17 protein-coding genes are annotated in these 19,006 nt (G+C 68.3%); 9 read left to right on the top strand and 8 right to left on the bottom strand.

The window, feature by feature from the left end:
- Positions 1 to 3: 3 nt before the first annotated feature.
- The 7 genes from B0A89_RS14945 to B0A89_RS05660 form a co-directional block, all read right to left on the bottom strand.
- The gene (locus B0A89_RS14945; protein ID WP_205949784.1) at positions 4 to 702 is read right to left on the bottom strand and encodes a hypothetical protein; all 699 of its coding nucleotides are present in this window, start codon (positions 700 to 702) and stop codon (positions 4 to 6) included.
- Entirely contained in the window at positions 645 to 2,369 is a 1,725-nt protein-coding gene (locus B0A89_RS05680) for a glycosyltransferase family 4 protein (RefSeq protein ID WP_205949783.1), read from the bottom strand. The genes B0A89_RS14945 and B0A89_RS05680 overlap by 58 nt, the downstream gene beginning before the upstream one ends.
- The gene (locus B0A89_RS14940; protein ID WP_205949782.1) at positions 2,362 to 3,348 is read right to left on the bottom strand and encodes a zinc-dependent alcohol dehydrogenase; all 987 of its coding nucleotides are present in this window, start codon (positions 3,346 to 3,348) and stop codon (positions 2,362 to 2,364) included. The genes B0A89_RS05680 and B0A89_RS14940 overlap by 8 nt, the downstream gene beginning before the upstream one ends.
- A gap of 124 nt (positions 3,349 to 3,472) precedes the next feature.
- Complete coding sequence (locus tag B0A89_RS14935) at positions 3,473 to 5,545, bottom strand: glycosyltransferase (RefSeq protein WP_205949781.1); 2,073 nt, start codon at positions 5,543 to 5,545, stop codon at positions 3,473 to 3,475.
- Between the two features lie 14 nt (positions 5,546 to 5,559).
- Positions 5,560 to 7,950 carry a UDP-galactopyranose mutase gene (glf, locus tag B0A89_RS05670; RefSeq protein WP_085377302.1) on the bottom strand — a complete coding sequence of 797 codons (2,391 nt, stop codon included), beginning with the start codon at positions 7,948 to 7,950 and terminating at the stop codon, positions 5,560 to 5,562.
- On the bottom strand, positions 7,950 to 9,110 hold the full coding sequence (locus tag B0A89_RS05665) for a glycosyltransferase family 4 protein (RefSeq protein WP_085377301.1): 1,161 nt from the start codon (positions 9,108 to 9,110) through the stop codon (positions 7,950 to 7,952). The genes glf and B0A89_RS05665 overlap by 1 nt, the downstream gene beginning before the upstream one ends.
- Before the next feature lie 198 nt (positions 9,111 to 9,308).
- Positions 9,309 to 9,752 carry a cell wall hydrolase gene (locus B0A89_RS05660; RefSeq protein WP_085377300.1) on the bottom strand — a complete coding sequence of 148 codons (444 nt, stop codon included), beginning with the start codon at positions 9,750 to 9,752 and terminating at the stop codon, positions 9,309 to 9,311.
- Between the two features lie 165 nt (positions 9,753 to 9,917).
- On the opposite strand from B0A89_RS05660, the gene gfa reads away from it, so the two are divergent.
- The 9 genes from gfa to B0A89_RS05615 all read left to right on the top strand — a co-directional run bounded on the left by gfa (position 9,918) and on the right by B0A89_RS05615 (position 18,120).
- Positions 9,918 to 10,493: an S-(hydroxymethyl)glutathione synthase gene (gene gfa / locus B0A89_RS05655; RefSeq protein ID WP_085377299.1), complete on the top strand. Its 576-nt coding sequence runs from the start codon at positions 9,918 to 9,920 to the stop codon at positions 10,491 to 10,493.
- A 90-nt stretch (positions 10,494 to 10,583) separates the two neighbouring features.
- Positions 10,584 to 11,711: an S-(hydroxymethyl)glutathione dehydrogenase/class III alcohol dehydrogenase gene (locus B0A89_RS05650; RefSeq protein ID WP_085377298.1), complete on the top strand. Its 1,128-nt coding sequence runs from the start codon at positions 10,584 to 10,586 to the stop codon at positions 11,709 to 11,711.
- Positions 11,712 to 11,778: 67 nt separating this feature from the next.
- Positions 11,779 to 12,435 (top strand): ATP-dependent Clp protease proteolytic subunit, encoded by a 657-nt coding sequence (locus B0A89_RS05645; protein WP_085377297.1) that lies wholly within the window; start codon positions 11,779 to 11,781, stop codon positions 12,433 to 12,435.
- 2 nt (positions 12,436 to 12,437) lie between these two features.
- Positions 12,438 to 12,941, top strand: coding sequence for a GNAT family N-acetyltransferase (locus B0A89_RS05640; protein ID WP_085377296.1), 504 nt, complete (start codon positions 12,438 to 12,440; stop codon positions 12,939 to 12,941).
- Positions 12,938 to 13,771 carry an S-formylglutathione hydrolase gene (gene fghA / locus B0A89_RS05635; RefSeq protein WP_085377295.1) on the top strand — a complete coding sequence of 278 codons (834 nt, stop codon included), beginning with the start codon at positions 12,938 to 12,940 and terminating at the stop codon, positions 13,769 to 13,771. The genes B0A89_RS05640 and fghA overlap by 4 nt, the downstream gene beginning before the upstream one ends.
- Before the next feature lie 255 nt (positions 13,772 to 14,026).
- Positions 14,027 to 16,030, top strand: a complete 2,004-nt coding sequence (locus B0A89_RS05630) for a methanol/ethanol family PQQ-dependent dehydrogenase (RefSeq protein ID WP_085377294.1) — start codon at positions 14,027 to 14,029, stop codon at positions 16,028 to 16,030.
- A gap of 121 nt (positions 16,031 to 16,151) precedes the next feature.
- Positions 16,152 to 16,760: a c-type cytochrome, methanol metabolism-related gene (locus B0A89_RS05625; RefSeq protein ID WP_085377293.1), complete on the top strand. Its 609-nt coding sequence runs from the start codon at positions 16,152 to 16,154 to the stop codon at positions 16,758 to 16,760.
- Complete coding sequence (locus tag B0A89_RS05620; protein ID WP_157115256.1) at positions 16,760 to 17,575, top strand: quinoprotein dehydrogenase-associated putative ABC transporter substrate-binding protein; 816 nt, start codon at positions 16,760 to 16,762, stop codon at positions 17,573 to 17,575. Before B0A89_RS05625 ends, B0A89_RS05620 begins: the two co-directional genes overlap by 1 nt.
- The gene (locus B0A89_RS05615; protein WP_085377291.1) at positions 17,572 to 18,120 is read left to right on the top strand and encodes a rhodanese-like domain-containing protein; all 549 of its coding nucleotides are present in this window, start codon (positions 17,572 to 17,574) and stop codon (positions 18,118 to 18,120) included. The genes B0A89_RS05620 and B0A89_RS05615 overlap by 4 nt, the downstream gene beginning before the upstream one ends.
- 12 nt (positions 18,121 to 18,132) lie before the next feature.
- Here the strand turns inward: B0A89_RS05615 and B0A89_RS05610 are convergent, their stop codons facing one another.
- On the bottom strand, positions 18,133 to 18,993 hold the full coding sequence (locus B0A89_RS05610; protein WP_085377290.1) for a Stf0 family sulfotransferase: 861 nt from the start codon (positions 18,991 to 18,993) through the stop codon (positions 18,133 to 18,135).
- Between the last annotated feature and the right edge of the window lie 13 nt (positions 18,994 to 19,006).

The raw sequence follows: 19,006 nt of genomic DNA, 5'->3' as shown, positions 1-19,006 counted from the left end.
CGCTCAGCCCACGCGGCCGGCGATGGCCTTTGCCAGCCATTCGTCCACCGACCGCCCGCCCTGTTCGACATGGGGGCCAAGCAGGCCATTGGGGCACATCCGGTCATCGTCCCAGCCTGGATGCTCGGCGATGGGGTAAAGGCAGATCCCCTCTACAGGGGCGCCCCTCTGGCGCGCCCGCGCTGTCTCGGCCGCGACATAGTCGAACCACGCCCCGCGCCTGATGCCCTCGGTGCCGGTTTCGGCCACCATCAGCGGGCGATCATAGCGGGCGGCGACCTCGACCAGCAGGTCCGACAAGGGACGATAGATCACGTCGTCCACGTCAACGGGCTGCCCGCCATGGATCCACTGGTTGTTGAAGTAGTAGTTCACCCCGACAAGGTCGAGCCATTCCTCGCCCCCCCCGATCTGGGGCCAGAGCCGGCCCGACACGAGATCGAAGGCCTGGAACTGGGCGTCGTGCCAGCCATGCGCCTCCCACAGGGGCCGGCCGCTCCATCCGACATGGTGAATGGCGATCAGCGGCTCGGCCATCAGGAACCGTGCCCGGCGATCCAGCGCGCGCAGCTCGGCCGCGGCGGCCAGATAGGCGCGGGCAAGCTGGACCTTCAGCTCGTAGCCGCGTCCGGCGGCAAAGGGGTTCAGATAGCGCGCGTCCCCCCGGCCCAGGAAAAGAAGCTGATCTCGTTCACAGGGCACCAGAACGGCACCGTGTCGGTGAGGTTGCGGATATGGTTGCCGGCGGCGCGGGCCATGGCGGCGAAGCGGTTCACGAAGGCCGGCGACCAGATGTCCAGATCGTCCGGCCAGCCATAATGCAGCAGATCCCACACGATCTGCGTGCCCGTATCACGGGCCGCCTCGACCATCGGGGTCAGGCTGGAAAAGTCATATTGCCCCGGCGACGGCTCGATCAGGTGCCAGCGGATACCGTCGCGGCAGGCATGGATGCCGTGCTGCTGAAGCTGCCGGTAATCGGATGCGGCATGGCGGTCGTGCCCGGTCGCCGCCAGCACGTCCAGCCGCCGCCCGTCATGGCGCCGATGGGTCGAGCTTTCCCACCCCCCCAGCACGAAACTCGAAAAGGTCGAGGGTGGCGGTGCCGGCCGGCGCTCGGCCAGCACCTCGGCGAACAGGCGTTCCCACTGCGGCACGACCGCTTCGGCCGAATAGCTCGCCTCGACATGGGTGCGCAGCCTGCGGCCCAGGCGCTGGCGCTGGCCCTGGTCGGCAAGCAGGCGCCGGATCGCCGCCGCCACGGCGGGGGGATCCTCGTGCGGAACGAACAGGCCCGTCTCGCCATCCCTGATCTGCTGGCAGGCGCCATTGTCGGGCGTGGCGATCACCGGCAGCCCTGCCGCGCCTGCTTCCGCGATGACATGGGGCATTCCCTCGCCGCGCGACAGCCAGCACAGCATGTCCATCCCCATCAGCAGGTCGGGCACGTCCTTGCGATCGCCGGTAAAGATGATCCGTTCGCCCAGCGGGGCGGCCAGATGGCGCAGCTCGTCGGCATATTCGGGCATGAAGGCATCGGGGCCGCCCACGACGATGAACCGCGCCTGCGGATCATCGCCCGCGACGATCATGGCGGCGGCGATGAAATCCTCGACCCGCTTCTTGCGGTCCAGGCGGCCGACCCAGCCGATCAGGCACTGATCCGGCGCGATTCCCAGCGCCGCGCGCGTGCGATCGCGCGCCGCAGGATCGAACTCGGCCAGATCGACCATGGACGGGATTTCAAGGGCATGGTGCGGCCGGTCGGGCATCCGTCCGGCCGCGGCCGCGCGGATCGAATCGCACACGCCGACATAGCGCGCAGTGTGGTGCTTGGGACCGGACAGGGCCTCGCGGACCAGCCCGCCATGTTCGATCAGCGGCGGGCGCACGCCCAGCCGGTCGAGCGCCGGATAGATATCCGCCACGTCCTGCGACGAAATGACGATATCCGCGCCGTTCAGCTTGCGGCGCAGATAGTCGATCGTGTCCCCGAAGCTCAGCCCATAGGCCGTGGTGTCCACGTGGATTCCCAGCGCGCGCAGCTGTTCGTGGCTCTGGTCGGGCATTCCGGGCTTGCGGAAACAGGGAATCACGTCGATGCGATAGCGGCTGCGATCCAGCTTCTGCGCTAGCAGGCGGACCTCGGTTTCCTCGCCGCCCACGACCAGCCAGGCAAAGACCCACAGGATGCGGATTTTGCCGGCGTCGGGATGCGGCTCGGGGATGCGGCCCGAATGCAGCGCGGCAAGGGCGCGCATTTCCTCGCGCTCACGCTCGGTCGGCTCGCGCAGCGGCACTGTCCCGCCCTGGGGCGGGGCGGTGACGGCGGCGGCGTCGGCTTCGTTCAGGTGCTGGTGCTCAGTCATGCTGGAATACGACCTGCAGGAATTCGGGCCGGTCCCGGACCAGATGGCGCAGGAAGGCCGGCGCCTCGTCATAGGGCACGACATGGGTGATCATCTCGCGGCGGATCAGATCACCCTCGGCCGCCAGCAGGCGCAGCGTTTCCTGCGCCAGCCGGCGCTGGTCCCATGCCGCCGCCACCGGGCGGGGCATCCGGTTGATCTGCGCGCAGCGGATCGACAGGCCGTTGTGGTGGAACTCCTCGCCCAGGCGCAGGCCGTCCATGCCCCCTTGATAGAAGGCCAGGTCGATCACCGTCCCCTGCGGGCGCAGCGCCCGCAGGCACAGGTTCAGGCTGCCCGAATGGGCGCGGGTCTGGAACACGATCTCGGCCCCGCGTCCGCCGGCCTTGTGGTGCCAGCGGGCTTTCGCATGGCGCCAGGCCTCGTCCTCGCCCATCGCCTCGAAACCCATGCGCCGCGCCAGATCCTGCCGCCAGGGCGAGGGGTCCACGACCACGATCTCGGACGCGCCGCCCTGGCGCGCGAACAGCGCGCAGAACAGCCCGACGGTGCCGCCGCCCCAGACCAGCACGGGCCGGCCTTCGACCCCCGCGCCCAGGGCGGGCACGGCGGCGCCGAACTGTTCGGCATCGGCATGCAGGATGCCGTTCGCCGCGATCGGACCCATCTGGGCGACGAAGATGCCCAGCATCGGGTCGATCCCGGCCGGCATTGTCAGCAGCAGGTCATGGCCCGGGTTCGCGGTATGGCCTGTCTTGTGGCCGAAGGTCGTCGCCACGATGTCGCCATAGGCAAAGCCGCGGGCGCGGCTGTCGATGACGCGGGCGACTTCCATATAGCCGAGGAAATTGACCGGAAAGCGCGCCGACGGCTCGCCCGGAACAAAGACGCCCTGCCAGTCGTCCCAGCGGCTGTGCAGATAGGGGTTCGATCCCTTCATGAAGGTCAGCTCGGTCCCGGCCGAAAGGCCGGTATACATCAGGTCCAGCCGGACCTGCCCGTCGCCTGCCGGACCTTCGTCATAGCCGAAGAAGTAGGGCTCGTTCTCGCGTTCGATCCCGAGGCTGCGGATGTGCCGGTGCTGATGGGGCAGCGTCGGGATCTTACGCAGAGGCTTGGCGAAAAAAGGGCTGCGGGTTCAACCGCAGCACCTCCATCTTCACGAGTTCGCCCGAGGTGGCCGATTTCGACACGGCCAGCGCGACACGGTGGGTTTCCAGCGCCTCGGCATAGGGGCAGCGGATGCGGTTTTCGCGGCCCTGCACGGCGTCGATGAAATCGCGGTCCTCGCGCCAGACGGGATCGCCCTCGGCATGGCGCACGGGCCGCCCCTGGCCCACGTCGATCATGATGTCGTGGTCGGTGATCTCCATCGCCAGCGCATCGGCAAAGACATGCAGGCCGACCCGGTGGTTCCAGCGCAGAAGGCAGGTCGCCGCCAGGTTGGCGATGGTCCCCGAGGCAAAGCGCAGCGTGGCCGTCGTCGCGGTGGGCACCGTCAGCCCCTGGAAATCGGGACGCTCGCGCAGGGTGGACAGGCCGAACACCTCGGCCACGTCGCCCGACAGGAACCGCGCCAGGTCGATGATGTGGGTGGCCTGCTCGACCACCTGCCCGCCCGAGGCATCCTCGCGCCACCACCATTGCGGCGGCGGCGTCTGGTCCAGCCAGAAGCCGGTCATCAGCTGCGCCGGGTTGTCCTTCAGGATGGCGCGCGCTTCGTCCACCGTGTCGAGATAGCGCCAGTGATAGCCGACGGCGGTGATCAGCCCGGCGCGTTCCACCTCGGCCGCGATCTCCTCGGCCAGCGACAGGTCCAGCGACAGCGGCTTTTCGACAAAGAACGGCAGCCCGCGCGCGATGCAGGCCCGTTCCGCATCGCCATGGGCAAAGGGCGGCACGCAGATATAGACGGCATCGACCTCGACCGCTTCCAGCATCGCCTCATGGCCGGCAAAGGACTGCGCGCCGAAACGCTCGGCCGCCTCGCGGGCGCGGCCTTCGTCGGGGTCGGCGACCGCGACGATCTGCACATCGGGCATCTGTTCCAGCACGCCGAAGTGCCGGTGGGCGATGCCCCCCGCGCCGATAAAGCCAAGCCGAGTTGTCATTCGTTCAGTCCCTTTCTGGCCGCGCATGACCGCGGCATAGATACGGGCGGTGTCTTCGCCCATGCGTGTCGCCGTGTAGAACGCCTCATAGCGCGCGCGCGCGGCGGTTGCAGCCCCCTTGCGGCCCTGCACGTCATCCAGCGCCCTGGCCAGCGCCCCGGCCAGGGCAGAGGGATCGCCCGGGGGCACCAGCCATGGGTGATCGGGACCAAGCGCCTCGATCACGCCGCCGATGCGGGTGGCCACGACTGGCGTGCCCACCGCCATCGCCTCAAGCACGACCAGCGGCAGCCCCTCGAAGGACGAAGGCAGCACCAGCAGGTCGGCCGCGGCCATCAGCGCGGGCACGTCGCTGCGCGTGCCCAGGAAATCGACGGCGCCGGCGATCCCCAGTCGCGCGGCCCGCGCCCTCAGCTGCGGGGCAAGCTGCCCGTCGCCGGCAAGCTGCAGCCGCGCCTGCGGATGGGTCCGGCGCAGCCGCGCAAAGGCGGACAGCAGCGTCCGGTGCCCCTTCTGCGGCGTGAAGCGTGCAACGCACAGGATCGTCTGCCCGCCCGCGGGGTCATGCCGCGTGCCCGGATCGGGGATTCCGTTCGGAATGCAGGCCAGCGGCAGGCGCGGCCCCGCCATGCCGGCAAGGGTCTGCCGCCAGCCGGGCGCTGCCCCCCGGCCCACCGCGATCACGGCATCGACCTGCTGGACCATATGGGCATAGTCGGCGCGCTGATGCGCGTCGGTGATCAGCCATGGCAGGTGTTCGGTCCGCACCACGGCCGCACCGGCCCGGCGGGCGGCGCGGACGATCCCGTGCCCTTCCCACCCGATGCCGGCATGGACGTGAACCAGCGCCGCCCCGCGCAGGGCGCGTTCCCAGTTGCCTGCGTGGACGACCCCGGCGACCAGCCCCTGCGCCCGCGCCTCGGCCGCCAGCGCCAGGCCGGGGGGGTGCCAGGGGAACAGCACCCGCAGGCGCAGGCCCGGATACAGGGCCGCCAAAGCCGCGGCCAGGGCAAGCATGTGCCGGCCGACCCCGGAGGGGTCGGGGCTGTCCGTGGCCAGAACCACCTTTGCGTCAGGGGTCAGCAATCCTGGGCGGCCATCGTTCCTGCGGACCCGCCGGCCGCCATCCGTTCGGCCATCCGGCGGTGGACCGACAGCGCCTGACCGACCACCTGGTCCATGTTGTAGTAACGATAGCTGCCCAGCCGGCCGGCGAAGATCACGTCCGGCTCGGCGTCGGCCAGCGCCTCATAGCGCTTGAACAGCGCCTGGTTTTCGGGCCGCGGGATGGGATAGTAGGGCTCGCCCTCATCCGACGGGATTTCATAGGTGATCGACGTGCGCGGATGCACCTGCCCGGTGAGATGCTTGTATTCGGTGATCCGCGTCCAGGCCACGTCCTCGGCCGGATAGTTGACGACAGCGACCTCCTGAAAGCGTCGCCTGTCCACGGTTTCGTGCCGGAACTGAAGGCTGCGATAGGGCAGCGGGCCGAAGCGGTGGCCGAAATAGGCGTCGATCGGGCCGGTATAGACAGTCAGCGCGCCGCGATCCTGCGCCGGCAATTCGTGGAAATCCACACCCAGCGCCAGATCGATGTTCGGATGGTCCAGCATCCGCTCGAACATGCGGGTGAAACCCTCGCGCGGCATCGCCTGGAAGCTGTCGGTGAAATAGCGGTCGTCGTCCGAGGTGCGGGTGGGCACCCGCGCCGTCACCGACTTGTCCAGCTGGCTGGGGTCCAGCCCCCATTGCTTGCGCGTATAGCCCTGGAAGAACGTCTCATACAGCCGCGTTCCGACCGCATTCACCACCACATCCCGCGCGGTTCGGATCTCGGCGACCGGCTCGGCCAGGCGGGCCAGGAACGCCGCCGCTTCCGCATCGGTCGACATGTCGAGGCCGTACAGCGCATTCAGCGTCGTGCGGTTGATGGGCATGGGCACCCGCCGGTCCCCCACCTGCGCCAGCACCCGGTGTTCATAGGGCCGCCAGGCGGTGAAGCGGGACAGATAGCGCACCACCTCGTCGCTGTTGGTGTGAAAGATGTGCGGGCCATAGCGGTGGACGAGGATGCCCGCCTCGTCCAGATGGTCATAGGCGTTGCCCGCGACATGATCGCGCCGGTCCACGACCAGCACCCGCTTGCCCGAAGCCTCGGCCAGGCGTTCGGCCAGCACCGCGCCGGCGAAACCCGCGCCGCAGACGGTCACGTCATATTTGCGCGCGCCCCGGCGGATGCCCGGCGCCGGAAAGCGGTCCGAGGGCGCGGGGCCGGCGGCCCGGCTGCGGGCCGCCTCGTTCACCAGGCGGCTCATGTGGTGGAAGGTGGTGTCCCAGCTTTGCGTGGCCAGCATCCGGTCAGCCTCGCCGCGCCATTCCGCATCAGCCCCGTTGGCAGCCAGCGCGGCCTCGCAGGCGGCGATGAACCCCCCGGCATCGCCCGCGATGCGCACGGCAGAGGTGGCGCCGTAATGGCGCACCACATCGCGCACCGGGGTGGACACCACCTGCCGCCCCCCGGCCAGGTATTCGGGTGTCTTGGTCGGGCTGATGAAGCGCGTCGCCTCGTTGATGGCAAAGGGCATCAGGGCGACATCCCAGCCGGCCAGATAGGCAGGCAGTTCGCCATAGGATTTCTGGCCCAGCCAGTGGATGTTCGCTGCCTGCGGCAGATCGCCGGGCGACAGCTTGGCGACCGGGCCGACCATGACGATATGCCAATCGGGCCGCGCCGCGGCCATGTCGCGGATCAGGCCCAGGTCCAGCCGTTCGTCGATGACGCCGTAATAGCCCAGCCGCGGGCGCGCAATCCCGGCCTGATCGGCCGGCTCGGGCAGGCCGCCCCGCGCCTGTGCGAAATGGGGCGCATCGACGCTGGACGGAAGGGCATGGATGTTGTCATGCCGGTCGCGCTTGGCCTCCCAGATCGACCAGCCGCCGGTGAAGACGACATCGGCCGCCTCGATCAGCTGCGCCTCGCGCGAGACAAGGTCGGGCGGAGCAAAGCGGAAGGCCGACAGCTCGTCCATACAGTCATAGACCACGGCGGCCGCATCAACATGCCGCGCGATCGGCCACATCATCGGGGTATAGAACCACAGCACCGGACGCTCGATCCCCGTGAGGCCGAGCATCTGGTCCAGCAGCCCCGGCAGCGCGCGCTCCTGGTCCTCGGGCGACCAGCGATCGGGAACCCGGGGCCGCACCGACTGGACCGAGGTGCCCTCGAAGGCGTGGAATTCCAGATAGGGCAGGTGATGGGTGGTGGGAATCGCCTCTTCCCAGAACAGCACGCGCCGGCCCTGGGCGGCAAAGCGGCCGATCAGGTGCTGGGGACGCTGCAGGACAAAGTCCCAGCGCAGATGTGAAAAGCAGATCAGCGGGGCCGTTGCGGCACGGCCCTCGGCCAGGACCGGACAGGCGATGTCCACGGCCGGCGTTTCCTCAAGTGGGGTGGCGTCGTTCATCAGGCGTCCTTTTCGTCCTGCGCGCGGCGGATGTCATCGATTTCCGCGCCAAGTCGCGCGATGGAGGCAGGCCAGCCCCAGCGATCAAGCGCGGCCCTGCGGGTGTCATACTGCCCGGCCCCGTCCAGCAGCTGGCGCAGCGCCGCGGCAAAGCCTTCCCCCTCGTCGGCGGCCAGCCCGGTCTGGGGCGTGATGTATTGCCGTCCGCAGACCAGCCCGGCATTAGCCAGCACCGGCAGGCCGGCCAGCATGTATTCGGTCAGGATCGCCGGCGCGCCGTCATCGCGCCCGCAGACGACGCCCACGCGGGCGCGGTTGATCTGGACATTGACCTCGTCATGGCTGAGCGGGCCGACGATCTCGACATCAAGGCCGCGCCGCGCGGCATCCTCGCGGATGGCTTCCGTCAGATGCCCGTAGCCGACCACCAGCAGCGCCGTGGTGCCCGGCAGCCGTTCCAGCGCATCCAGCAGCACCTTGTGGCGCTTGTAGGGCTGGGTGCAGGCCACATAGACCACGTCCCGGTCCTTGGGCTGGCCGGTGGGAAAGAACGTGTCGCCCGAGGCGAATTCCGGCCCGATCGGCAGGACCAGCGTCCGGGCGCCCGGCACGCGGGCGCGGATCTCGTCCGATTGCCATTCGGCGCCGGTCAGGAACAGGTCAAAGCGCGCCGCCTCGTCATCGGGGATGCGCAGCGCCGGGGCGTCGATGGAATTATAGATGCGCACCGAGCCCGCGCAGGCATCCAGCAGCGCGCAATCGACACCGATGCCCCAGACGCACAGGATGTCGGGCGCGCCGGTCCGCGCCAGATGCGCCAGCGCATCGGCCGAGCCATAGGGCGCGGGATGCCCATCCGCCCGGAACAGCCGCCGCGTCAGGCCGGGGCGCCCCGGGTCCGGGGTGCCTTGCGGCCGCCCGGTTTCACTGTCCGCCCGCCCGTCCGTGCCCGTCCAGCTCCAGATCTCGGCGCGCGGGGTCAGCCCGGCGGCAACGGCTGCCAGGGGCAGGCGTTCCAGATACCCGCCGGTGACGCGCACATCGGCCCGGGGGACCGGCCCTTCCAGCGCATCGCTGCCCCATGATGCGCCCGGTGCATGCACCGGATGGGGCGGCACGGTATCGCAATGATCGGAAATGCACACGATGCGCCCCGACATTGGGGGGGGCGAAGCTTGGCGGCCAGCGGGGGTATGCAGGGTCCGCCGCAGCGGGCCAGAGAGAAGGGTCATGGCGCGGTGCTTATCGCGGCGGCGGGAAGGTTTCCCGGTGCGTTCGACATAAATTATGTTGCATGCTGCGCACTCGGCTCGCAGGCCATCCCCTTCGCATGGGGACAGCGCCCCCCGGCCGATCGTTCAGATCCGTTCGTAAAAAGCATTTCCCCCCGCAATGAGAACATAGTGCGCGTTGTCATAGCCCGTGCGCAACCCGGCCTGGTGAAAGAACATGGCATTCCCGATGCGGGGATGGCGTTCGCCGCGCAGCACCGCTGCCGCGGCCTCTTGCGCCAGGCGCATGTCGCGCGCCTTCATCGGCCGCGTCAGCACGCCCGGCGCGAACTGCCTGGGCTGTCCGACGACGCCGCAGACCGAACGGGGGTATTTTCCCGACTGAAGGCGGTTCATCACCACGCTTCCGACGGCGATCATGCCCTCGCGGCTGGAGCGGTTCGATTCGAAATACATCGCGCGCATCATGCAGTCCTGCTCGCTCTGGCGCCGGGCCAGGCCGCAGCCCGACAGCGCAAGCCCCAGCATCAACCAGAGCGCGGGGCGGATCGGCGGGCGGGATGGCAGCATCGGCAGGCTCCTTCAAGCTGGCGTTCAGCATGGCCCGGTTCGCGCGCGAAGGCCACTGCCCGCAAAGGGGGCCATACAACCTTCCGCTGACTTGCCGCTCGCCTGCGGGGCCGCCAAGCTGGCCGGGACAAGGGCGGCGACAAGAGCGGCAAGGGGGGGGCGGCCATGAACATCCATCCCGCGGTCAATGACGGCGCAAGAACGGGCAGGCCGGGTTTTTCGGGGGGGATGCTGGCCTGCCGGTGCAAGGATCACCCTGTCCGGGTGCGCATCGGCGCGCAGGTCGCGCATAACCATGTCTGCGGCTGCACCAGGTGCTGGAAGCCCGAGGGCGCGATCTTCAGCCAGATCGCCGTGGTCGGCCGCGATGCGGTCGAGGTCGTCGAGAACGCCGACAAGCTCGACATCGTGAACAGCGACGCGCCGATCCGGCGCCATGCCTGCACGGGCTGCGGCGTACACATGTATGGCCGGATCGAAAACACCGACCACCCGTTTTACGGGCTCGATTTCGTCCATACCGAACTGTCCGAGGAAGACGGCTGGTCCGCGCCGGAATTTGCCGCCTTCGTGTCCTCGATCATCGAATCGGGTGTTGATCCGCAGCGGATGGGGGATGTACGGGCGCGGCTGAGGGAACTGGGCCTGGAACCCTATGACATGTTGTCGCCGCCCCTTATGGATGCGATCGCCGCCCATGCAGCCAGGAAATCGGGCAAGCTGGGCACGCTGCCTGTCTGAGCCGCCCTTCCTGGCGCGCGCAGCCGGGGCCGGTCATCGCCGGCCCCTTTGCCATGATCCGGCCCGAGCGGCCGCCGAAAGGAGAAAACGATGAGAACCCGCGCCGCCGTCGCCCTGCAAGCCGGCAAACCGCTGGAAATCATGGAGGTGAACCTCGAGGGGCCGAAAGCCGGCGAGGTCATGGTGGAGATCAGGGCCACCGGCATATGCCACACCGACGACTTCACCCGCTCGGGCGCCGACCCGGAAGGCATCTTCCCCTCGATCCTGGGGCATGAAGGCGCGGGCGTGGTGGTCGAGGTCGGACCGGGCGTGACCTCTGTCAAGCCGGGCGATCACGTGATCCCGCTCTATACCCCCGAATGCCGCCAATGCGCGTCCTGCCTGTCGGGCAAGACCAACCTGTGCACGGCGATCCGCGCCACTCAGGGCCAGGGGCTGATGCCGGACGGGACCACCCGCTTTTCGATGCTCGATGGCACGCCCATCATGCATTACATGGGCTGCTCGACCTTCTCGAACTACACCGTGCTGCCCGAGATCGCCGTCGCCAAGGTCCGCGAGGACGCGCCCTTCGACAAGATCTGCTATATCGGCTGCGGCGTGACGACGGGCATCGGCGCCGTCATCAACACCGCCAAGGTCGAGATCGGCGCCAAGGCCGTCGTCTTCGGCCTGGGCGGGATCGGTCTGAACGTGATCCAGGGCCTGCGGCTTGCCGGCGCGGACATGATCATCGGCGTCGATCTGAACCCCGAAAAGAAGCCGATGGCCGAGCATTTCGGCATGACCCATTTCATCAATCCCAAGGAATGCGAGAATGTCGTTCAGGAAATCATCAACCTGACCAGGACGCCCTTCGACCAGATCGGCGGCGCGGACTATACCTTCGATTGCACCGGCAATGTCACCGTCATGCGGCAGGCGCTGGAATCGGCGCATCGCGGCTGGGGCCAGTCGATCGTGATCGGCGTGGCGCCCGCGGGGGCCGAGATCTCGACCCGCCCGTTCCAGCTGGTCACCGGCCGGGTCTGGAAGGGATCGGCCTTCGGCGGCGCGCGCGGGCGGACCGACGTGCCCCGCATCGTGGACTGGTACATGGACGGCAAGATCGAGATCGACCCGATGATCACCCACACCATGCCGCTGGATGACATCAACCGGGGCTTCGACCTGATGCATTCGGGCGAATCCATCCGGTCGGTCGTCATTTACTGATCGCCAACGGATGCTTAGGTAAGGTTGCGGCGGGGGGTTCCCCGCCGTGTCACTGAAAGGACGACCCATGCTGCGCCCGTTTCCGCCCCACCTGCTGAACGACGACGACGAGGAAGAGGACGAGCCGCGCGAGGATCGCCGCCACGACGACGAAGGCGGGGGCGAGCTGGGGATGCCCGCCGGGGACAAGATCGCCAAGCTGTATTTCAAGTCGCGTACCGTGATTGTCGCCGGCACCATCAACGACAAGCTGGCGCAGCGCACCGTCTCGCATCTGCTGGCGCTGGCCGAGGACAGCGACCGGCCGATCAACATGCTGATCTCCTCGCCCGGTGGCCATGTCGAATCGGGTGACATGATCCATGACGTGATCAAGTTCATCCGGCCGACCGTCCGCACCATCGGGTCGGGCTGGGTCGCCAGCGCCGGGGCGCTGATCTTCGTCGGGGCCGCGCGCGAGAACCGCTTCTGCCTGCCCAATACGCGCTTTCTGATCCATCAGCCTTCGGGCGGGATCGGGGGCACCTCGTCGGACATGATGATCCAGGCCGAACAGGTGCGCCTGATGCGCGACCGGCTGAACCAGATCTTTGCCGATGCCACTGGCCAGCCGGTCGAGCGGATCGCCAGGGACACTCAGCGCGATTTCTGGCTCAACACGCAGGAGGCGCTGGATTACGGCCTGCTGGGCCGCGTCATCCACAGCGCGGATGAATTGAAGTGAGCATGGATGTGGTGATCCGCCCGGCAGGTCCGGGCGATCACGACGCCATCTGGACGATCCTCGGTCCGGTGTATCGCGCCGGGGAAACCTACTGCATGCCCCGTGACATCGGGCGCGACGAGGCGCTGGCAGACTGGCTCGCGCCTCCCTTCACGGCCTTTGTCGGTGAGCTGGACGGGCAGGTGCTGGGCATCAGCCATGTCGGCCCCAATTGGCGCGGCGGCGGTGCGCATGTCGCCAATGCCGGCTTTGCTACCCACCCGCAGGCGCGGGGGCGCGGCGTGGCGCGGGCCATGGTCACGCACGCTCAGGACTGGGCACGGGGCCGGGGCTTCCGGGCCATGCAGTTCAACTTCGTCGTCTCGACCAACGCCGACGCCGTCCGTTGCTGGGAAAAGGCCGGGTTCAGGGTAGTGGGCCGCCTGCCGGGCGCGTTCGACCATCCGCGGCTCGGCCATGTCGATGCGCTGGTGATGTTCAAGAACCTGGCCGGAGCAGCCCCATGAGCCTTGAAACGATATCCGAGAACCGCAGTTTTGGCGGGGTGCAGGGCGTCTATCGCCACCGCAGCGCCGCGACCGGAACCGATATGACCTTCGCGGTCTATCTGCCGCCCCAGGCCGAGGACGGCCCCGTCCCCCTGCTGTGGTATCTGTCGGGCCTGACTTGCACGCATGAAAATGCCATGACCAAGGCCGGCGCCCAGCAATGGGCGGCCGAGGCGGGGCTTGCGCTGGTCTTTCCCGATACCTCGCCGCGGGGCGAGGGCGTCGCCGATGACGCGGCCTATGACCTGGGCCAGGGCGCGGGCTTTTACGTCAATGCCGCGCAGGCCCCATGGTCGCCGCATTTCAGGATGTGGGACTATGTGGTCGAGGAATTGCCCGGCCTCGTCCTGGACGCCTTTCCGCTCGACCCCGCGGCGCAGGGGATCACCGGCCATTCCATGGGCGGGCACGGCGCGCTGACCATCGCCATGACCCACCCGGATCGCTATCGCAGCGTTTCCGCCTTTGCGCCCATCGCCAACCCGACCGAATCCGACTGGGGCCGCAAGCAGTTCACGGCCTATCTGGGCGAGGACCGGGCGGCGTGGTCGGCCCATGATGCCTCGCTGCTGATGGCCATGCGCGGCTATCCCGGCGAGGTGCTGATCGACCAGGGGGCTAGCGACCAGTTCCTCGACCTGCTGCGGCCCGAAGCGCTGGCCCATGCCATGGTGGCGCGCCGGCAGGCGGGGATGTTCCGCATGCAGCCGGGCTATGACCACAGCTACTGGTTCGTGCAGAGCTTCATGCGCGACCATGTCCTGTGGCATGCCGAGCGGCTGGCCTGACGGCGGCTTTCACCCACGGATCAAGGCTGGCCCCGCGCCGCGTTCCCCTTGGGGGGCGCGGCTTTTCCCATGCGCCGATGCGAAGGCCGGCGCAGGCCCTTCCGGCCGGTCCTTCCGGCCATTCCCCCGGGGCTAAGACTTTACGCTGACAAGCGGCCAGCGAATGTTGACGGACGGCCGACTTGGGCAAAGCCTTGGCTCGAGGCCCTGCGCCAAGGGGAAGAGGGCGCAGCCGGCACCCATGGGAGGAAACCGATGACCCACGTTCTGAAGGGGGCGGCGCTGGCGCTCCTTGTGTCCAGTTCGGCGCTGATGGCCAATGACAGCGTCACCGAAGCGATCAAGAACCCCGCCCAATGGGCGATCCAGACCGGCGATTACGCCAATACGCGCTATTCGACGCTGGACCAGATCAACCGCTCGAATGTGGGCGACATGCGCGTTGCCTGGACCTTTTCGACCGGGGTGCTGCGCGGGCATGAGGGATCGCCCCTGGTCATCGGGGACATCATGTATGTCCACACCCCCTTTCCCAACAACCTGTTCGCGCTTGACCTGAACAACGACGGCAAGATCCTGTGGCGCTATCAGCCCCAGCAGGATCCGAACGTGATCGCGGTGATGTGCTGCGACACGGTGAACCGCGGCGTGTCCTATGCCGACGGCATGGTCTTTCTGTCGCAGGCCGATACCACGGTCGTGGCGCTGGACGCCAAGACGGGCGAGGTCAAGTGGTCCACCAAGGTGGGCGACGCCGCCATCGGCGAGACGCTGACCGCCACCACGATGCCGGTCAAGGACAAGCTGATGGTCGGCGTGTCGGGCGGCGAATACGGCGTGCGGGGCCGCATGACGGCGCTGAACATCAAGGACGGCTCGGTCGCCTGGAAGGCCTATTCCACCGGCCCCGACGACGAGATGCTGATGGACCCGGAAAAGACGACCACGCTGGGCAAGCCGGTCGGCAAGGACAGTTCGCTGAAATCCTGGGAAGGGGATCAGTGGAAGATCGGCGGCGGCTCGGTCTGGGGCTGGTTCGCCTATGATCCGGCGCTGAACCTGATGTATTACGGCACGGGCAACCCCTCGACCTGGAACCCCTCCCAGCGCCCTGGCGACAACCGCTGGTCGATGACCATCTTTGCCCGCGACGCCGATACCGGCATGGCACGCTGGGTCTATCAGATGACCCCGCATGACGAATGGGATTATGACGGCGTGAACGAGATGATCCTGACCGATCAGGATTTCAACGGGGCGCCGCGCAAGCTGCTAACGCATATGGATCGCAACGGCTTCGGCTATACGCTGGACCGCGAGACGGGCGAGCTGCTGCTGGCCAAGAAATTCGATCCCGCCGTCAACTGGGCGACCGAGGTCGTGATGGACCCAGCGTCGGATCAGTATGGCCGCCCGCAGGTGGTCGCGCAGTATTCCACCCAGCAGAATGGCGAGGACACCAACACCACCGGGGTCTGCCCCTCGGCGCTGGGCACCAAGGACCAGCAGCCCTCGGCCTTCTCGCCGCGCACGAACCTGGTCTATGTCCCCACCAACCATGTCTGCATGGATTACGAACCCTTCCGCGTCGCCTATACGGCCGGCCAGCCCTATGTGGGCGCGACGCTGTCGATGTATCCGGCCCCCAACAGCCATGGCGGGATGGGCAACTTCATCGCCTGGGACAATCTCAAGGGCGAGATCAGGTGGTCGTTGCCCGAACAGTTCTCGGTCTGGTCGGGGGCGCTGGCGACGGCGGGCGATGTCGTGTTCTACGGCACGCTCGAAGGGTATCTCAAAGCCGTCGATGCCGAAACCGGCAAGGAGCTTTACCGCTTCAAGACCCCGTCGGGGATCATCGGCAACGTCATGACTTATGAACATGGCGGCAAGCAGTATGTCGGTGTTCTGTCCGGGGTCGGCGGCTGGGCGGGCATCGGCCTTGCGGCAGGCCTGACCAATCCGAGCGAAGGGCTGGGCGCTGTGGGCGGCTATGCGGCCCTGTCCGACTATACCGCCCTGGGCGGACAGCTGACAGTGTTCGAACTGCCGGGCGAGCGCACGGCCCAGGCCGGCACCACCGCCACCGATGCCACGCCCGCGCCGGCGGCCGCTGTGCCCGCGGCCACTGCCGCCGTGCCGGCGGCGGGCGGTGCGGCCTCGGACCCTGTCGCGCCGGCCCCCGGCGAGGCGGCGGGCACCGCCAAGGAAGTCGGCACCGTTTCGCCCAACGAGGGCGCGGCCAAGCCGTCGAACTGATGCCCCGACCCTGCCGGAGGGCAGGACTGCGCAGGCCTGATGCCCCGAGGCCATTCTCGGGGCATCCGCTTCGCGGCCGGTCGCCAGGGCCGCCGCCGCAACCTTGAGGGAGAGATTACCGATGACCGTTCCAGCCCTTGCCAGCGCATTGGCGATCGGCAGCCTTGTCGCGCTGACGGGGGCCATCCCCGCGCTTGCGCAAAGCGCGCCCGGCAACGCCGCCGCCGGGGGTGCCCCCGCGCAGACCGCCGCACCCGTCGTTCCCGGCCCCGTCCTGCCCAGCGGCATGGACATCACGCCCGACCACATGGAAAACGGGCGCTGGTATAACAAGGACGACATCCCGACCTTCAAGATCGAGAACGGCGCGCTGGATTTCGCCAGTTTCTCGGGCTATCGCCGCTATCATTCGGAATGCCATGTCTGCCATGGGCCGGATGGCGAAGGGTCGACCTATGCCCCCGCGCTCAAGAACTCGGTCGTGAACACCATCGACTATTACGCGTTCCAGCAGACGGTCGCCTCGGGCAAGCAGAATGTCGGCACGGGTCAGGCCAACCAAGTCATGCCTGCCTTCGGCACCAACAAGAATGTCTGGTGCTATGTCGATGACATCTACAGCTATCTTCTGGCGCGCGGCACGGGCGCGATCCCGCGTGGACGGCCCGCCAGCAAGGCCGCCAAATCCGATGCCTTCATTGCGCAGGAAGATTCCTGCATGAAGGGCTGATGCGCGCGGCCCTGCCGGCCGGCTTGGCGCTTGCCCTGCTGATCGGGGCGGGGGCGCAGGCGCAGGTGGCCGATCTGCGCTCGACAACGGCGTTGCGCGTCTGCGCCGATCCGGCCGCGGCCCCCATGTCGGCGCAGGACGGGTCGGGGTTCGAAAACAAGCTGGCGCGGCTGATCGCGGACCGGCTCGGCCTGCCGCTGGAATACAGCTGGTTCCCGCAGGGACCGGGATTCGTCCGCCGCACGCTGCGGGCCGGGCTGTGCGATGTCGTGATCGGCTATGCCCAGGGCGATGAGCTGGTGCAGAACACCAACCATTACTACACCTCGGTCTATGGCATCGTGGCGCGCAGGGACGGGCCGCTGGCTGCGGTGGACCGCCTCACCGATCCTGCGCTGCATGGGCGCAATCTGGGGGTGGTCGCCGGCACGCCGCCCGCCACGCATATGGCGCGGGCAGGGCTGGCCCGCGACATGCGCGGGGGAAAGCTGAATGTTGACCGGCGGACGGAAAATCCCGTGGCTGACATGGTGGGCGCCGTGCGGGACGGCATGCTGGATGCCGCCGTGCTGTGGGGCCCGCTGGCCGGTCCGCTGGTCAGGGACGATCCGGCGTTGCGGTTCACCCCGCTGCTGAGGGAAGAGGGCGCGCCCCGTCTGTTCTATCGCATCACCATGGGCGTGCGCCCCGGCGAGGACGACTGGAAGCGGCAGCTCAACAGCCTGATCCGCCGTAACCAGCCCGAGATCGACCGCATCCTGCGCGAGGCAGGCGTGCCGCTGGTCGATGATTACGGCAAGGCGCTGAAACCATGAGGATGGCCTGGCCGCTGGCGGTGCTGGCTGCCGGGCTGGCCCCTGCGCCGGTAACGGCCCTGGCCGACCCTTCGGTGCCCGAGCCGGCGGGCTATCGGTCCGAGCCCTATCGCGCGCCTGTGCCCGACAGCCTGGCCGGTGCGACGGTCCTCGATGCGGCCGGGGTGGCGGCCTGGCAGCAGGCGGGTGCCGTTCTGATCGACGCGCTGCCCGCGCTCAGCCGGCCTGATGGCCTGCCGGCCGGCACGCTGTGGCGCGCGCCGCCCCATGAAAGCCTGCCCGGCGCGGTATGGCTGGCCGGCATGGGCTATGACCGGCTTTCGCCCGCGGACGAGCGGCGCTTTGCCGATGCGCTTGACCGGCTGACGGGGGGCGACAAGGGCGCGGCGCTGGTCTTTTTCTGCAAGGCGGATTGCTGGATGGGTTGGAACGCCGCCAAGCGCGCCCTGGCTTGGGGCCATGCGCGGGTGGGCTGGTTCCCGCAGGGCGTCGAGGGCTGGACTGCCAGCGGCAGGACGCTGGCGCCCGTCGAGCCGGCGCCATAGGGGCGTTTCGCGTCACGCCCCTGCGGACGGCCGGGCAAGGCTTCGGCCGCGGGCATCGGCGATCAGGCGTTGTTTCAGGGCATCGTTGCGCGCCGTCGCCTGTCGGCTGATCCGGGGGGCGGCGGGCGTCCAGCCGTCAAGCGACAGCCCTGCGCCCGCCCCGATCCGCGCCAGCGTCGCCGCCGGATCGTGGACCAGTTCCTCATAGCTGACCGACAGATAGTTCAGCGCGGCCGCCGCGCATTGCCAGCGGATCGAGCCATCCTGCCTGAGGACATCGGCGGCGATGGTCAGCATCGCGTCCGCATCATATCCCTCTGCCTCGCCCTGCCGGTCGTGATCGCTGGTCCACTGGCCTGTCTGCCTGGCGATCCAGTGGGAGACGGCCTGGGCCATCAGGTCGTCGCGGTGGATATGCACGATGCTGGCCGAGCGGAACATGCCCAGCAGCCCGCCCTCGATCAGCAGCTGCAACTGTTCGGCCGAGGCCTTGACCCCGAACTGCTGGTGCCCCGAACAAAGCCGCCCGGCAAGGTTCTGCAGATAGGCCGGCACGCTGTCGATGCCATAGCGGTCCGCCTGCCGGGCGACCGTTTCCTGGTTGAGGTATTCGCCGATCCCCGCGACCTGCCCGGTCTGGCGCAGATAGTCGGCCAGCAGGTTCGATCCCGATCGGTTTGTGAAGGCAAGCACCAGCACCGGCCGGTCGATCACCGGCGCGGTTCCCGACCAAGCGACACGGTTCTGAAAGATCGCCCGGATCCCTGCCTCGTGCACGCGGACCGGGGCGGGATCGACGATCGGGGATGACGAAATCACGCCTAGGGCCGGAACCCGGCGGCGGCGAAGACGGTCAAGAAAGCGGTTCAGCATGATGATGGCCGGT

This window comes from Paracoccus contaminans (assembly GCF_002105555.1).
Taxonomy (GTDB): Bacteria; Pseudomonadota; Alphaproteobacteria; order Rhodobacterales; family Rhodobacteraceae; genus Paracoccus; species Paracoccus contaminans.
This window is presented reverse-complemented; position numbering and strand designations above follow the sequence as displayed.

Bases quoted from the DNA above. Each gene is read 5' to 3' on its own strand.
- B0A89_RS05680 (WP_205949783.1), bottom strand. From the start codon at position 2,369: ATGACTGAGCACCAGCACCTGAACGAAGCCGACGCCGCCGCCGTCACC.
- B0A89_RS14940 (WP_205949782.1), bottom strand. From the start codon at position 3,348: ATGTATACCGGCCTTTCGGCCGGGACCGAGCTGACCTTCATGAAGGGA.
- glf (WP_085377302.1), bottom strand. From the start codon at position 7,950: ATGAACGACGCCACCCCACTTGAGGAAACGCCGGCCGTGGACATCGCC.
- B0A89_RS05665 (WP_085377301.1), bottom strand. From the start codon at position 9,110: ATGTCGGGGCGCATCGTGTGCATTTCCGATCATTGCGATACCGTGCCG.
- B0A89_RS05660 (WP_085377300.1), bottom strand. From the start codon at position 9,752: ATGCTGCCATCCCGCCCGCCGATCCGCCCCGCGCTCTGGTTGATGCTG.
- gfa (WP_085377299.1), top strand. From the start codon at position 9,918: ATGAACATCCATCCCGCGGTCAATGACGGCGCAAGAACGGGCAGGCCG.
- B0A89_RS05650 (WP_085377298.1), top strand. From the start codon at position 10,584: ATGAGAACCCGCGCCGCCGTCGCCCTGCAAGCCGGCAAACCGCTGGAA.
- B0A89_RS05645 (WP_085377297.1), top strand. From the start codon at position 11,779: ATGCTGCGCCCGTTTCCGCCCCACCTGCTGAACGACGACGACGAGGAA.
- B0A89_RS05640 (WP_085377296.1), top strand. From the start codon at position 12,438: ATGGATGTGGTGATCCGCCCGGCAGGTCCGGGCGATCACGACGCCATC.
- fghA (WP_085377295.1), top strand. From the start codon at position 12,938: ATGAGCCTTGAAACGATATCCGAGAACCGCAGTTTTGGCGGGGTGCAG.
- B0A89_RS05630 (WP_085377294.1), top strand. From the start codon at position 14,027: ATGACCCACGTTCTGAAGGGGGCGGCGCTGGCGCTCCTTGTGTCCAGT.
- B0A89_RS05625 (WP_085377293.1), top strand. From the start codon at position 16,152: ATGACCGTTCCAGCCCTTGCCAGCGCATTGGCGATCGGCAGCCTTGTC.
- B0A89_RS05620 (WP_157115256.1), top strand. From the start codon at position 16,760: ATGCGCGCGGCCCTGCCGGCCGGCTTGGCGCTTGCCCTGCTGATCGGG.
- B0A89_RS05615 (WP_085377291.1), top strand. From the start codon at position 17,572: ATGAGGATGGCCTGGCCGCTGGCGGTGCTGGCTGCCGGGCTGGCCCCT.
- B0A89_RS05610 (WP_085377290.1), bottom strand. From the start codon at position 18,993: ATGCTGAACCGCTTTCTTGACCGTCTTCGCCGCCGCCGGGTTCCGGCC.